The sequence below is a fragment of the Blastomonas sp. UPD001 genome (genome assembly GCF_003426715.1).
Taxonomy (GTDB): Bacteria; Pseudomonadota; Alphaproteobacteria; order Sphingomonadales; family Sphingomonadaceae; genus Blastomonas.
Genome location: NZ_QKVT01000001.1, coordinates 2913411 through 2927259, shown reverse-complemented (window position 1 = coordinate 2927259; position 13849 = coordinate 2913411). Strand labels below are relative to the sequence as shown.

Annotated in this window: 13 protein-coding genes; 5 read left to right on the top strand and 8 right to left on the bottom strand. The window is 65.4% G+C overall.

The features are described 5' to 3' along the window. The first annotated feature begins 54 nt into the window (after positions 1-54). Complete coding sequence (locus DM995_RS14840; protein ID WP_023838423.1) at positions 55-681, top strand: isochorismatase family protein; 627 nt, start codon at positions 55-57, stop codon at positions 679-681. A gap of 126 nt (positions 682-807) precedes the next feature. On the opposite strand, the gene DM995_RS14835 is transcribed toward DM995_RS14840, so the two are convergent. The 5 genes from DM995_RS14835 to DM995_RS14815 are packed head-to-tail and all read right to left on the bottom strand — an operon-like array spanning position 808 to position 7674. Further along, a complete protein-coding gene (locus tag DM995_RS14835; protein ID WP_116969910.1) occupies positions 808-2019 on the bottom strand; it encodes a CaiB/BaiF CoA transferase family protein in 1212 nt (403 codons plus the stop codon). Between the two features lie 12 nt (positions 2020-2031). Further along, complete coding sequence (locus DM995_RS14830) at positions 2032-3909, bottom strand: hydantoinase B/oxoprolinase family protein (protein ID WP_116969909.1); 1878 nt, start codon at positions 3907-3909, stop codon at positions 2032-2034. Positions 3910-3913: 4 nt separating this feature from the next. Continuing rightward, the gene (locus tag DM995_RS14825) at positions 3914-5971 is read right to left on the bottom strand and encodes a hydantoinase/oxoprolinase family protein (RefSeq protein ID WP_116969908.1); all 2058 of its coding nucleotides are present in this window, start codon (positions 5969-5971) and stop codon (positions 3914-3916) included. 58 nt (positions 5972-6029) lie between these two features. Continuing rightward, positions 6030-6935: a hydroxymethylglutaryl-CoA lyase gene (locus DM995_RS14820; protein ID WP_116970498.1), complete on the bottom strand. Its 906-nt coding sequence runs from the start codon at positions 6933-6935 to the stop codon at positions 6030-6032. Positions 6936-6990: 55 nt separating this feature from the next. After that, positions 6991-7674 (bottom strand): GntR family transcriptional regulator, encoded by a 684-nt coding sequence (locus DM995_RS14815; protein WP_023838428.1) that lies wholly within the window; start codon positions 7672-7674, stop codon positions 6991-6993. A gap of 185 nt (positions 7675-7859) precedes the next feature. On the opposite strand from DM995_RS14815, the gene DM995_RS14810 reads away from it, so the two are divergent. The 4 genes from DM995_RS14810 to DM995_RS14795 all read left to right on the top strand — a co-directional run bounded on the left by DM995_RS14810 (position 7860) and on the right by DM995_RS14795 (position 12034). Further along, complete coding sequence (locus DM995_RS14810; protein WP_116969907.1) at positions 7860-8612, top strand: aspartate/glutamate racemase family protein; 753 nt, start codon at positions 7860-7862, stop codon at positions 8610-8612. Beyond that, positions 8612-9043, top strand: coding sequence for a nuclear transport factor 2 family protein (locus DM995_RS14805; protein ID WP_116969906.1), 432 nt, complete (start codon positions 8612-8614; stop codon positions 9041-9043). The genes DM995_RS14810 and DM995_RS14805 overlap by 1 nt, the downstream gene beginning before the upstream one ends. Next, on the top strand, positions 9043-9441 hold the full coding sequence (locus DM995_RS14800) for a nuclear transport factor 2 family protein (RefSeq protein ID WP_116969905.1): 399 nt from the start codon (positions 9043-9045) through the stop codon (positions 9439-9441). Before DM995_RS14805 ends, DM995_RS14800 begins: the two co-directional genes overlap by 1 nt. 79 nt (positions 9442-9520) lie before the next feature. Beyond that, positions 9521-12034 (top strand): TonB-dependent receptor, encoded by a 2514-nt coding sequence (locus DM995_RS14795; RefSeq protein WP_232824418.1) that lies wholly within the window; start codon positions 9521-9523, stop codon positions 12032-12034. Positions 12035-12076: 42 nt separating this feature from the next. Here DM995_RS14795 and DM995_RS14790 read toward each other — a convergent pair whose 3' ends face one another. The 3 genes from DM995_RS14790 to DM995_RS14780 form a co-directional block, all read right to left on the bottom strand. Next, positions 12077-12403, bottom strand: coding sequence for a DUF423 domain-containing protein (locus tag DM995_RS14790; protein ID WP_116970496.1), 327 nt, complete (start codon positions 12401-12403; stop codon positions 12077-12079). Next, on the bottom strand, positions 12403-13488 hold the full coding sequence (locus tag DM995_RS14785) for a PLP-dependent cysteine synthase family protein (protein ID WP_116969904.1): 1086 nt from the start codon (positions 13486-13488) through the stop codon (positions 12403-12405). Before DM995_RS14785 ends, DM995_RS14790 begins: the two co-directional genes overlap by 1 nt. Next, the coding region (locus tag DM995_RS14780; protein ID WP_232824417.1) for a M3 family metallopeptidase at positions 13485-13849 on the bottom strand (365 nt) is incomplete at its 5' end. The genes DM995_RS14780 and DM995_RS14785, both read right to left, overlap by 4 nt.

Here is a 13849-nt window from a genome sequence, read left to right as displayed (position 1 = left end):
TGAGGCAGCGCGCCCGCGAATCAGCGGGGACCGGCGGCAGAAGGGGGAATGGCCATGGCGGAATCGGAAGCGGCATCGAACTATGCGGGCGTGTTCGGCAACCGCATCGGCTTCGGCCAGCGCCCCGCCCTGCTGCTGATCGATTTCGTCCAGGCCTATTTCGAACCCGATTGTCCGCTGTTCGCGGGCGTCGAGGAGGCGCTGGCGAGCGCGATCCGGGTGCGAGACGCTGCGCGCGCGGCGGGCATCCCGATCATCTATACCAATGTCGTCTATCACCCCAGCATGGTCGATGGCGGCCGCTTCAAGCAGAAGACGCCGTTGCTCGAGGTGTTCAAGGCCGGATCGCCGATGGGGGCCTGGCCGCAGGGGCTGGAGCCGAGCGCAGACGAGCTGGTGATCTCCAAGCAATATCCCAGCGCCTTTTTCGGCACCTCGCTCGCCGCGACGCTCACCGCCATGGGAGTGGATACCGTGCTGCTCACCGGGCTCTCCACCAGCGGCTGCGTGCGCGCGACCTGTGTCGACACGTCGAGCCACGGCTTCATCCCGATCGTCATCGCCGATGCGTGCGGTGACCGCCACCAGGCCCCGCACGAGGCGAACCTGTTCGACATGGACGCCAAATATGCCGATGTCGTGCGCGAGACCGAGGCGCTCGACTATCTCGCCGGGCTGTAGGGCTGAGCTGAGCTTCACCTGCCAAACCCGTCCCGTCACCCCCGCGAAAGCGGGGGTCCCGCTTGCAAGGTCCAGAAAGAAGCGGGATTCCTGCCTTCGCGGGAATGACGAAGTAACAGGGCTGGATCAGATCGCCCCGGCCGCCTTCAGATTGTCGATCGTCTGCTGGTCCATGCCGAGCAGCTTGCCGTAAACCTCGTCATTATGCTCGCCGATGCTCTGCGGCGCGAGGCTGCGGATGCTGCTCGGCGTATCGGACAGCTTGGGGAAGCTGTTCTGCATCGCGAACCGGCCCCAGCGCGGGCTGTCGACCTCGACCAGCGCGTCGCGCGCCTTGAAATGCTCGTCCTCCAGCATGTCCGCCGCGCCATAGATCTTGCCGGCAGGAACGCTGTATTCGATCATCAGCGCCTCGACCTCGGCGACGGTGAGCGTCCTCGTCCAGGCCTCGATCAGGTCGTCGAGCTCCTTCTGGTGCTGGCCGCGCGCGACGTGCGAGGAATAGCGCGGATCGGTGGCGAGCTCGGGCCGCCCCATCGCCTGGCACAGCCGCGCGAACACCGCGTCCTGATTGGCGCCGATCAGATACTCGCCATCGCGGCACTGGTACACATTGCTCGGCGCGATGCCTTCGAGGATCGATCCGGTCCGCCGGCGGATATGGCCGCTCACCATGTACTCGGGCACCAGGCTTTCCATCACCTGCAGCACCGCCTCGTACAGCGCGCTGTCGACCACCTGGCCCTTGCCGGTCCGCTCGCGCGCGTGGAGCGCAGCGAGCGCGCCCATGCAGCCATAGGTCGCCGCCAGGCTGTCGCCGATCGACACGCCCATGCGGCTGGGCGGACGGTCGGGATCGCCGACGATCGCGCGCCATCCGCCCATCGCCTCGCCGATGCCGCCAAAGCCCGCGCGGCTCGAATAGGGCCCGGTCTGGCCATAGCCCGAGACGCGCACGATGATCAGGCGTGGGTTGATCGCGTGCAGCGCATCGGGCCCCAGCCCCCATTTCTCGATCGTGCCGGGTTTGAAATTCTCGATCAGGATATCGGCATGCGCGGCAAGCTTGCGCACGATCTCCTGCCCTTCGGCGATGCGCAGATTGGCGCTGACCGACTTCTTGTTGCGGGCGACGACCTCCCACCACAATTTGTGTTCGCCATGGCCCCAGTTGCGCATGGGGTCGCCGCCGCCTTTTCCGTCGACAGCCGGGGGTTCGACCTTGATCACCTCAGCGCCCATGTCGCCGAGCAGCTGGCCGCAGAACGGGCCTGCGATCAACTGCCCCAGTTCGACGACACGAATGCCCGCCAATGCCCCCCGGTTGTCCTGGTTCATCTCATCCTTCCCTTATTCTGCAGCAATGGCGTAATTGGCCCAGCGCGGCTGGATCGGCGCGGGCAGCCCGGTTTCGGCCTCGCAGTTCGCGCGCAGAGTCTCGATGCCCGGACCGTAATCGAACAGCGGCAGTTCGCCGCGACCCGAGCGCATCTCCGCGCGCAGCGCCTCGGTGGCGGCCGTATCGACCACGCCATCGGCATCGGCAACGACGCCATAGGCCTTGGCCCCGGTCGGCGTCACCAGACCCTGGCGGATTTCCTTGCCCACCAGCTCGGGATCGCGCTCGAGCGGGTCGCCCCAACCGCCGCCGCCCCAGGTGATGAAGTGGAGGACATCGCCCGCTTCGATGGCGACGTCCTCCACCTTGTTGCCGACGATGGTTTGCGACCCGTCGGGCTTTTCCAGGATCTTGCGCGCGCGGGCCCCCGGCTTGCCGCCATTGACGCCCCAGGGCGGCACGAACCAGCGATCGTCATGAATGGCAATGACGCCAGGCTCGAGAAAGCGATAGGTCATCACGATGCCGTTGCCGCCGCGATGCAGCCCCGCGCCGCCTGAGTCCGCGACGGTCTCGTAGCGTTCGATGACGAGCGGGAAATAGCGCTCCAGAAACTCGTTGGGCACGTTGGTGAAGCCCGGCCAGAGCGAATGGCCGTCGGGGCCATCGCCCATCGGACGGCCCGGAATGCCGCCAAAGCCGATCTGGAACAGCTGGAACCAGTCGCCCTTGCGGTCGGTGCCCGCATAGAACAGGTGCGGGCTGGACGAGAAACCGGCGGCGTTGAGGAATTCGGGCGTCTTCTGGCCGAGCAGTCCGCCCAATATGTCGAAGATGCGGCCCAAGGCATGGGTGCGGCCCGACAGCGCGGCGGGATAGCGCGGCTTGAGCAGCGATCCTTCGGGAATGCGCACCTCGATCAGGTCGTAGAAGCCATCATTGAACAGGATCTGCGGGTCGAAGACCATGATCATGTAGATGCCGAAGAACATCTTGAACATGTTCTCGTTGAGCAGGAAGTTGATCGAGGCCTGGCTCTGCGGGTCGGTGCCGTCGAAGTCGAGGATGACGGTATCGCCCTCGCGCCACATCGTGCATTTCAGCTTGTACGGGCCATAGCCCATGCCGTCGTCGCAGATATAATCCTCGAAGCTCACCGGCTCCTCGCTGATCGCCTGAGCGAGCAATGTCTTCATCGCGCGGTGGTTGCGCGCGAGCAGTTCCTGCGTCGCCGAGACATAGGTGTCGACGCCGAAACGCTCGCTCATCTCGATCACGCGGCGCGCGGCGACACGGCACGAGGCGATCAGCGCATTGAGGTCCGCCGCGCACCAGGCGGGCGTGCGGCTCTGGTGCAGCACCAGCTTGACCAGATCCTCGTTATAGACGCCCTTCTTCCAGATCTTGACCGGCGGAATACGCACGCCTTCCTGGAAGATGTTGGTCGCATCGATCGGCATCGACCCTGGGACCTTGCCGCCGATATCGCTCTGATGACCGAACATCGCGGTATAGGCGAGCAGGCGACCGTCCTTGAACACGGGCAGCAGCACCAGCCAGTCGTTGCAATGGCTGATCGCGCCGCCGACCGAATAGGGGTCCGACAGGAAGATCATGTCGCCGTCCTCGAGCGTGCCGTCATAGCCCTGCAGGAAACCGCCGATAAAGCTGCCGAACTGGCCAACGATCATCCGGCCCTCGTGGTCGGCGATCAGCGGAAAGGCATCGCCCTGTTCGCGGATGCCGGGCGACATGGCCGTGCGCACCAGCGTCGCGTCCATCTCGATGCGCGCATTGCGCAGGGCGTTCTCGATGATGTCGAGCGTGACCGGATCGATCGCCTGCTTCTCGAACGGGGTATTGTTGGTCTGAATGATGGTAGCGGGCATGGTTTCAGTTCCCCGTCTTCAGCGTGATCAGGATGTTGCCAACGGCATCGACGGTGCCGGTGCAGTCCGCCTCGATCAGCGTGGTGGAATCCATTTCGATGACGATGGCAGGTCCGGGGATCATGTCCCCGGCGAGCAGCTTCGAGCGGTCGTAGATGATCGCGGGCACCATCTTGCCGTCCATCCACAGCTCGTGATCGCGCAGCTTCGCCGCCGATGGATCGCCATTGCCTTGCGGGAGCTTCGCGGCGGGCAGGTCGAGTGCCTTGCCCATCGCCACCGCGCGCAGGTTCACGATTTCGTGCTCCGAGTCCATGTTGAAGGTGAACAACCGGTGGTGCTCCTCGTCGAAGCGCCCGGTCAGCCATTCGATGCCATGGGTGTGCAGGTCGTCGCGGGTGACCGACATCGGCACCTCGAACGCCTGACCGGCATAGCGGACATCGACCTCGAAGGTGATGGTGACATCGTCCTGGGCCACGCCTTCGGCGACCAGCTCGTCGCCGATCTGCGCCGCCATCTCGTCGAGAATGCCGCCCAGTTCCTCGAGCGTGGTCCGCGATGCCAACCGCGAGAAGCTGCGCGCGGTCTCGGTGCGCATCCGCGTCGTCGCATCGCCGAGCGCGCACAGCACGCCGGGCGAGACCGGCGAGATCGCGGGCCAGCTGCCCATCAGCCGGGCGACCGCGTTCACATGCAGCGGCCCTGCCCCACCAAAGCCCATCAGCGCGAAATCGCGCGGGTCATAGCCCTGCTGCACCGAGATCATGCGAAGCGCGCCGAACATGTTCTCGTTGACGATGTCGATGATGCCGCGCGCGGCGGCATAGAGATCGATCCCCAGCGCATCGGCGATGGTCTGCACCGCCTTTTTCGCGCCCTCGCGGTCGAGCTTGAAGGTACCGCCGAGCAACGCCTCGGGAAGATAGCCCAGCACGACATTGCCGTCGGTCACCGTCGGCAGCTCCCCGCCCTTGCCATAGGCGACCGGCCCCGGCACCGCGCCCGCCGATTGCGGGCCGACACGCAGCGCGCCGGTGAGTTCGGGCACATAGGCGATCGATCCGCCGCCCGCGCCCACGGTCTTGACGTCCAGCGCCGAGGCGCGGACCGACAGGTGCCCCACCTCGGTGGTGCGCACGCGGCGCGCCTCCAGATTCTCGATCAGCGCCACATCGGTCGACGTGCCGCCGACGTCCAGCGTCAGGATGTTCCGGATCCCGGCGTTCTTGCCCACCCAGATCGCGCCGGTGACGCCACCCGCAGGCCCCGACATCAGCAGCGAGACGGGATGCTCTTCGGACTTTTCGGAGGACATGAGGCCACCGTCCGAGCGGAGCAGCGCAAGCTTGCCCGCCATGCCCGCATCGCGCAGCCGGCTGCGCAAGTTGCGGACATAGCGGCCCACGACCGGGCGCACCGCCGCGTTGGCGACGGTGGTCAGCGTGCGCTCGTATTCCTGCATTTCGGGCAGCACGACATGGCTGAGCGAGATCGGCACGTCGGGCAGGATTTCCGCCGCGAGTTCCGCCACGCGCCTTTCGTGCGCGCCGTTCAGATAGGCATTCATCAGGCTGACGGTCAGCGCCTCGATCCCCTGGCCCTTGAGCTTTTCCAGCGCGGCGCGGATATCGGCATCGTCGACGGCCCGCATTTCCTCGCCCTGCGCCGACATGCGGCCCTTGATCTCGACCGTGTCCTCCAGCGCCGCAAGCGGGGTAGGCTTGGGCCAGACGATCCAGCCGGCGAGACCACCGGGCACGAAGCTGCGCGCGATCTGCATCACCTGGCGATAGCCTTCGGTGACGATCAGGCCGACGCGCGCCCCCTTGCCCTCCAGCACCGCATTGGTCGCGACCGTCGTGCCATGGAGGAAGATTTCGACATCCGCCGGCGTGATCCCGGCATTGGCACAGATCGCCTGCACCCCGGTAAGAATGCCTTCGGAACTGTCATGCGGCGTCGAGGGGGTCTTGTGCCGCCAGAAGGCGCCCGATTGTTCGTCGAACAGCAGCAGATCGGTAAATGTGCCGCCGACATCGACACCCAGCCTGTAACTCATTCATTCACCCCTTCGCTTGCCGGCCCTGTCGCCGACACGATTGATGTATGGCCCAGCCTCAGGCCGCCGCGCGGGCGACCAGAGAGGGCAGCTCCCGACCGAGAATCCCGGCCATCCAGCGATTGGCCGCGATGGCGGCATCCAAATCCATGCCATGCGCGATGCCTGACCGCTCTGCGAGATAGATCAGCTCTTCGGTCGCTATATTTCCGGTGGCGCGCGGCGCGAACGGGCATCCACCAAGCCCCCCCAGGCTGGCATCGAGCACGCGCACGCCCGCTGCCATCGCCGCCCAGGCATTGGCTATCCCGGTGCCGCGCGTGTTGTGAAAGTGCGCGCGCAGCGGGATGTCCGCAGGCACGAATTCGCTCAGCCGCCCGAACAGGTCCGTCACCTGCGCGGGCACGCCGACGCCAATCGTGTCGGCCAGCGCGATCTCGGACGGCCCCGCGTCGAGCACCGCCCGGGCGATATCGACGACCCGATGCGCCGGCACGTCGCCCTCGAACGGGCAGCCAAAGGCGGCCGAGATGGTGACCTGCGCGATCAGGCCGTTCTCCCGGGCAAAGCGGATCATCTCGCTCGCTTCGGCGATGCCCTCGGCCACGGTCTGCCCCTGGTTCTTCTGCCCGAAGGTATCGCTGGCAACGATGACGCAGCCGATCTCGTCGACGCCGCGCCGGCCGCCCTCCTTCGTCGCCAGCGCGCGCAGCACGCCGCGCTTGTTCAGCGTCAGGCCGATATAGGAGACATCCTTGCGGTCGGGCAGCCCGGCGATCACGGCTTCGGCATCGGCCATCTGCGGCACGCGCTGCGGGTGGACGAAGCTCGCCACCTCGAGCCGCCGCGCACCGGCGTCGATCATCCGCCCGATCATCTCCAGCTTGTCGGCGGTGGAGACGATGTCCGGTTCGTTCTGCAGGCCGTCGCGCGGGCCGACCTCGACAATCTGGATGCTGCTCATGCCCATGTTTGTATACATTTAGTTCTGACGCGTCCAGCGGGGGAGAAAATGGGGTTCAGTCATTGGCCTGGCGCTGCTCCTTGTGGCGTTTGGCGGTGCTGCTGAACACATGGAAGGCGCGGCGGATATGACTCGTCATCACCGCGCGTGCCCAGAGCGAATCGCGCGCGGTAAACGCGGCGATCAGCTCGCGATGCTCGCGCGCCGATTGCAGCAGCTCGTCGGTCTTGTATTGCGCGGCGGTGCGGCGGACCACCGGCTGCTCGACCAGCATCGGCAGCATGGCGCTGAGCCGCGGCGAGCGCGCGGCCTCCAGAATGACCTCGTGGAAGCGGCGGTTTTGCGCCAGAAACGCCGTGACATCGGGAGGGGTCGAGCGCACGGCCGCGTCGAGAAGGTCGGAGATCCGGCCCAGTTCCTCGATCTGGCGATTGGAGATGTTGCGTGCGGCACGGCTGGCGGCATGGCCCTCGAGCATTCCGCGCAGCACGAACATCTCGTCGATATCGTCGGCCGACCAGTCCGCCACGAACAGCCGCTTCGAATCGCTGCGTACGATCAGCAGCTCGTTCTCGAGCCGCCGCACCGCCTCGCGCACCGGGGTCCGTGACACGCCGGAGATGCGCGCGAGCTGCTCCTCGGTCAGCTGCTGGCCCGGCTCGGCGCGGCCCGAGAGCACGAACTGGCGGATCTTGTCATAGGCAATATCCGATGCCCGCGGCGATGCTGCCTTTTCCATGCGCTTCCATCCCGTCCCAGTACTGCGCACCGCTCCAGCGTCCCCTGGCGGTGCACACCAATTTGCGCCGATCTTGCGCCAACCCATTTTCGCTATTGACGATAGACATTTGTATACAATACCGTCAAGCCATGGATCGCGGTCGAACCTACCGACGCAGACGGTCCCGAAAGGTGGGGTAGCGCATGGCAGATGATCGCCGGATCAAGGTGATAGTACCCATTCCGATGGACGAGGCGGGCGTCGCCGCCCGCGCCGCACAACTTCCGTCCGATTTCGTCCGCCCCGGATTCGCACCCGAATTCGTCGCCGTGCCGTGGGGCGCAGCGCTGGGTGACAGCTATCATGACATGCTGCTGATGGACTGGACAGTGTTCCAGACCGGCATCACCGCCGAAGACGAAGGCTATGCCGGAGTGCTGATCGACACGGTCAGCGATTCGGGGCTGCGCGCGCTGCGGTCGCGCCTGTCGATCCCGGTGATCGGCCCGGGCGAGGCCGCCTTTGCCGCCGCGATGATGCTCGGCAAGAAGTTCACGGTGCTCACCATGTGGCCCGAATGGTTCCCGCTCTACCAGAAGACGCTGACCGAATATGGCTTCTGGGACCGTGTCGCCTCGCTGCGGTCGATCGACACCCGGCCCGACGTCACCGAACTGCTCGCGGGCAAGGAAGAGGTGATCTTCGACAAGCTGAAGGCCGAGGCGACGCGCGCGATGGAGGAAGACGGCGCGGACGTGATCGTGCTCGGCTCGACCACCATGCACCAGTCGGCGGCGTTCCTGGCGGCGAACCTTCCGATCCCGGTGATCAATCCTGGCCAGGTGGCGTGGAAATTCCTCGAAGGGCTGATCGAATGCGGCCTTACCCACAGCAAGAAGGCGTTTCCGATGCCGGAAGTGCCGAAGGATGCAGACGTTAGAAAGGGTTGGTTCTGATGATAGACTGGTCACCCGGCGGTGCGGGTCAGGCCCCGCTGCCTTATCCGTTCTATATCGACATCGTCACCAAGCGCTATTTCGATGGCGTCGACAACAAGAACATGGACCAGGTGCTCAACTGCTTCGCGCCCGATGCGCGGCTGACCGAGGTCACATCGAACACGGTGCATGACGGGCGCGAGGCGATCCGCGCGATGTTCGTCAAGCTGTTCGCCGATTTCGAGCAGATCTGGCACGGCAATTTCGTCCATGTCGCCGACCCGCAATCGAACGCGGTCTGCTCGCAGTTCACCGTGCTCATCACGCCCAATGGCGGCGAGCAGCTGCGCTATGAAAACTGCAACCGCTTCTACCTCAAGGACCGGCTGTTCCAGGAGGTGTTCGTCTACATGAGCGGCGACAACCTGCTCAAGGAAGGGGATCTCTGATGCAATATGCCCCGACACTGCACCGCGACGCGCTGATCGAATTCGCGACGCAGAGCTATTTCGCCAGCGTGGACCGCAAGGACATGGCCGCGACGCTCGCCTGCTTCCACGATGAGGCGCTCTTCACCGTCCAGACCAGCTTCACCACCCATGCCGGCAAGGCCGCAATCGAGCGGATGTTCACCGATTTCTTCGGCGCTTGGGACAAGATCGTCCACCGCGACTTCACCTGCACGGTCGATGAGACCAATGGCCGGATCGCTGCGAGCTTCGTCGCCGAGCTGACCGCCAGCGATGGCAGCGTGACCACCTTGAACAACACCAATTTCTGGCGCCTGCGCGACGGCAAGTTCCAGGAAGTCTATGTCTATATGAGCGGGGCCAATGTGCTGGTCTGAAGGCCGCACCCACAACAACACCCGCCAGAAAAAGCATAACGGGTTCGGGGGAACCTAAGCACCTCAGGGAGTTCACAGCATGCGCCTTACCAGTCTGTTTGCCGCAGCATCGGCCACCGTTCTCGCCAGCGCGCTGGCGACCCCTGCCTTCGCGCAGGACAATGCCCAGGCAGAGCCCGCCGATGATGTCATCATCGTCACCGCCCGCCGCCAGAACGAAAGCCTGGCCGAGGTCCCGGCATCGGTGACCGTGCTCACCGCCGATGCGATCCAGAAGACCGGGGTCGAGACCGCCGACCAGTTCGTGCAGCTGACGCCCGGCGTCACCATCGTCACCGGCACGGCCGAGGCGGGCGACACGCAGATCAACATCCGCGGCATCAACGGAGCGCGCGACGCGGAAAGCTCGGTCGCGCTGGTGGTCGACGGCATCCTCAAGACCAATACCGCGCAGCTCAACCAGAACCAGGGGACGCTGCGCCAGATCGAAATCCTGAAAGGCCCTCAGGGCGCGCTCTATGGCCGCAATGCGGCGGCGGGCGCGATCGTCATCCAGACGATGAAGCCCGGCGACCGGCTCGAGGCAGGCATCGAACTCAGCGCCGCCGAGCAGCAGACCTATCGCGGCAATGCCTTCATCTCGGTTCCGCTGGGCGAGAATGCCGGGTTCCTGGTCTCGGGCAGCTATCTCAAGACCGATGGCTTCTACCGCAATGCGTTCCTCAACAATTCCAAGACCATCGACGATCAGGAAATCTGGTCGGTCGACGGGCGCTTCGTGGCCAGGCTGGGCGAGCGCACCGAGATCGATGCCAAGGCGCGCTATGCCGACCTGACCGGCGCGTCGATCAACTTCAACGCCGCCTTCCACCTGCCCAATTTCGCCGCGGCCAATCCCGCCTTTTTCGAGGATGTCGACGACCATCCGTTCAATTTCTATTCGAACATCCGCCCGACCAACGATCAGACCACGTTCGACGCGTCGATCAAGCTCGAGCACGAGTTCGATTTCGCCAAGCTGACCCTGTGGGGCCTGTACAGCGATGTCGACCAGTCGCTGACCGCCGACGGCACCTCGGCCGACTTTGCCCGCTTCACCTTCCCCGGCGCGACCCCGGCTTCGGTCGCGGCCTCGAACGCCTGTTTCCGCAGCACCGCGCAGCTCACCGGCTTCCCGGTCAACCAGCCCGGCTTTATCGGCGCGACGCCGGTACCGTTCATCTTCGCGCCCGCCACCGGATCGACTTTCGGCCCGTACAGCCCGACGACCTGCGACGGCACGCAATACCAGATCCGCAGCCAGGAGGATTTCAGCGGCGAAATCCGCCTGTCCTCGACCGGCGACGGCCCGTTCAACTGGCAGCTGGGCGCCTATTATCTCAATATCAGCCGCGATGTCGGCGTCAGCCTGGGCGCGGACCTGGGCCAGGGCATCATTCGGCAATTGTATAACGCTCCGAACACGACCAACCCGACCACCCAGCTCTATTTCGACAGCTTCAGCACCGATGTGTACGCAGCCTTCGGGTCGGCCGAGTATAACTGGAACGACCGCGTGAATATCGGCCTGGCGCTGCGCTATGACGTCGAGGATCGCAGCGTTCGCAACCGCGTGCCGCTGGTCACCGATCCGTTCACCGGCGGGCCGATCAACCCCGGCCAGACCGCAGGTGCCATCCCCGACAAGTCCGACAGCTACAAGCAGCTTCAGCCCAAGCTGACCTTCCGCTGGTCGGTGGCGGACAATTTCAACGTCTATGCCAACTGGGGGATCGGCTTCAAGGCGGGCGGCTTCAACAATTCGGGCTCGGCGGCGATCGTCCGCCAGTCGTTCAACCAGTTCATCGGATCGCAGGTCACGATCAACGACGATTACCGCAAGGAACGCTCCAGCGCGTTCGAGGGCGGCTTCAAGGGATCGGCGTTCGACGGCAAGCTGACCTTCGACCTCGCGGGCTATTATACCGACGTCAAGGACATGCAGTTCTTCGAATTCTTCGTCGGCGGCTTCGGCCTGCTGCGCGTGGTGTCGAACATCGACAAGGTCGAGCTCTATGGTGCGGAGCTGAACCTCAATGCCGAAGTGACGCCCGGCTGGACGATCTTCGGCGCGTTCAACGTCACCGAGAGCGAGATCAAGCGCAACCGTTCGCGTCCGCAGACGGTGGGCAACAAGTCGCCCTCGACCGCCGATTACACGATCAACCTCGGCACCCAGATCGTCGCGCCGATCGCCAAGAGCTTCGATCTGGTGGCCCGCGCCGATTATCGCATCACCGGCCCGACCTGGTTCCACACGCTGCAGAACAACACCGTGCCGACGATCTTCAGCGGCCTGTTGCCGGGCTCTGCGTTGGCGCTGCCTGCCTTTGTCGGCGACGCCAATTATGCGGTGACGCGGCGCGATGCCTTTGGCGTGCTCGACGTCCGGGCGGGGCTGGAAGGCGAGCAGTGGCGCGTGACATTGTTCGCGGACAATGTGCTCAACCGCCGCTATCTCAACGAAGTCATCACCGCAGCCGAGTTCGGCGGTTCGTTCATCTCGCCGGGCGGCCTGCGCCGGATCGGCGTCGAGGTCGGCTACAAGTTCTGATGCTGAAACTTGGCCCCACCCGCGATCGAGCGCGGGTGGTCGTCAGGCCTTGAGATAGACCCAGCCTGCCCAGAGCCAGCCAATAATCAGCAGCGTGCCGCCGATCGGCGTCACCGCCCCCAGCCAGCGCGGCGCGCCCAGCGCCATCGCATAGAGCGTCAACGCAAAGATCGCCGCGCCGACCAGCAGCGCGATCGCAGCGCCGCGTGCCTGGCCCATGATCGCGAGTGCCGCGACCGCGTGCACCAGCTGATACATGCCGCCGGTGCGGAGCCATTCGGCCTGCTGCTCGCCCGCCGCCGCATGCGCGCCGAACGCGCCCGCCGCCACCGCGAGCGCGGCCGATACGGCTGCCAGAACCCCGATCATCATCGCATCGCTCCCCTGTCCACTGGCCCGAGCAGCGCGGCAATGCGCTCGGCCGCCGGTTGCCAGGCGAGTCCGCTCTGCCCCAGCCAGCCATCGTCATAATAGCTGGTATGATAGCGATCGCCGCCGTCGCACAGCAACGTCACCACGCTGCCGCTGGTGCCGCTCGCCGCCATTTCCTCGATCAGCGCCGCGCAGGCGATCAGGTTGGTGCCGGTCGATCCGCCGACCCGCCGCCCCAGCCGGTCGGACAGCGCGCGCATCGCCCCGATGCTGTCGCCATCCTCGACCGCGATCATCCGGTCGATCACGCCGGGAATGAAGCTTGGCTCCACCCGGGGGCGCCCGATCCCCTCGATGCGGCTCGCGCAGCCTTCGGGCAACGAGGTCGTGCTGCGGTCCTGATAGTGGCGGTGGAACACCGAATGGACGGGATCTGCGACGCACAGCCGCGTCGCATAGCGCTGATAGCGCAGATACCGCCCGATCGTCGCTGAGGTGCCGCCAGTGCCCGCGCCGCAGACGATCCATTCGGGCTCGGGATATTCCTCCTCGGCCATCTGCGCGAAGATACTCTCGGCGATATTGTTGTTGCCGCGCCAGTCGGTCGCGCGCTCGGCATAGGTGAACTGGTCAAGATAATGGCCGCCGGTTTCCGCTGCCAACCTTTGGGCGACATCGTAGACCGTGCGCGGATCATCGACCTTGTGGATCTCGCCGCCCTGGAAGCGGATCGCGTCGAGCTTGGCGGGCGCGGTGGTCGCGGGCACGACCGCAATGAAGCGCAGCCCCAGCATGCGCGCGAAATAGGCCTCACTCACCGCCGTCGAGCCCGACGACGCCTCGATCACGCAGGTCTCGGGGCCGATCCATTCGTTGCACAGCGCGTACAGGAACAGCGATCGCGCCAGCCGGTGCTTGAGGCTGCCGGTCGGGTGCGAGCTTTCGTCCTTCAGGTACAACGTGATGCCGGGGAAGCGCGGCAGGTCGAGTCGGATCAGATGCGTGTCGGCCGAGCGATTATAGTCCGCCTCGATCCGCCGGATCGCCTCGTCGAGCCAGCCGCGCGGGCACAGCTCGCTCATCCTTGCGCATCCACCAGCCCGTGGCGCACCAGCATCGCGCGCGGATCGGGGTCGCGGCCACGGAAGGCGCGGAAGCTCTCCGCCGCAGGCCGGGTCGCACCACGCGCCAGCACCTCGGCGCGGAAGCGGTCACCGGTCGCGCGGTCGAGCAGCCCGGCCTCGACGAACGCCATGAAACCGTCGGCGGCGAGCAGTTCGGCCCAGAGATAGCTGTAATAGCCCGAGGCATAGCCGCCCGCGAAGATATGCGAAAAGGCGTGGGGGAAGCGGTGCCATTCGGGTGGGCGGATCACCGCGACCTCGTCGCGCACCGCCTCGATCACCTCGACGGGGTCGCTGCCCATGGTGCCCAGGTGCAGCA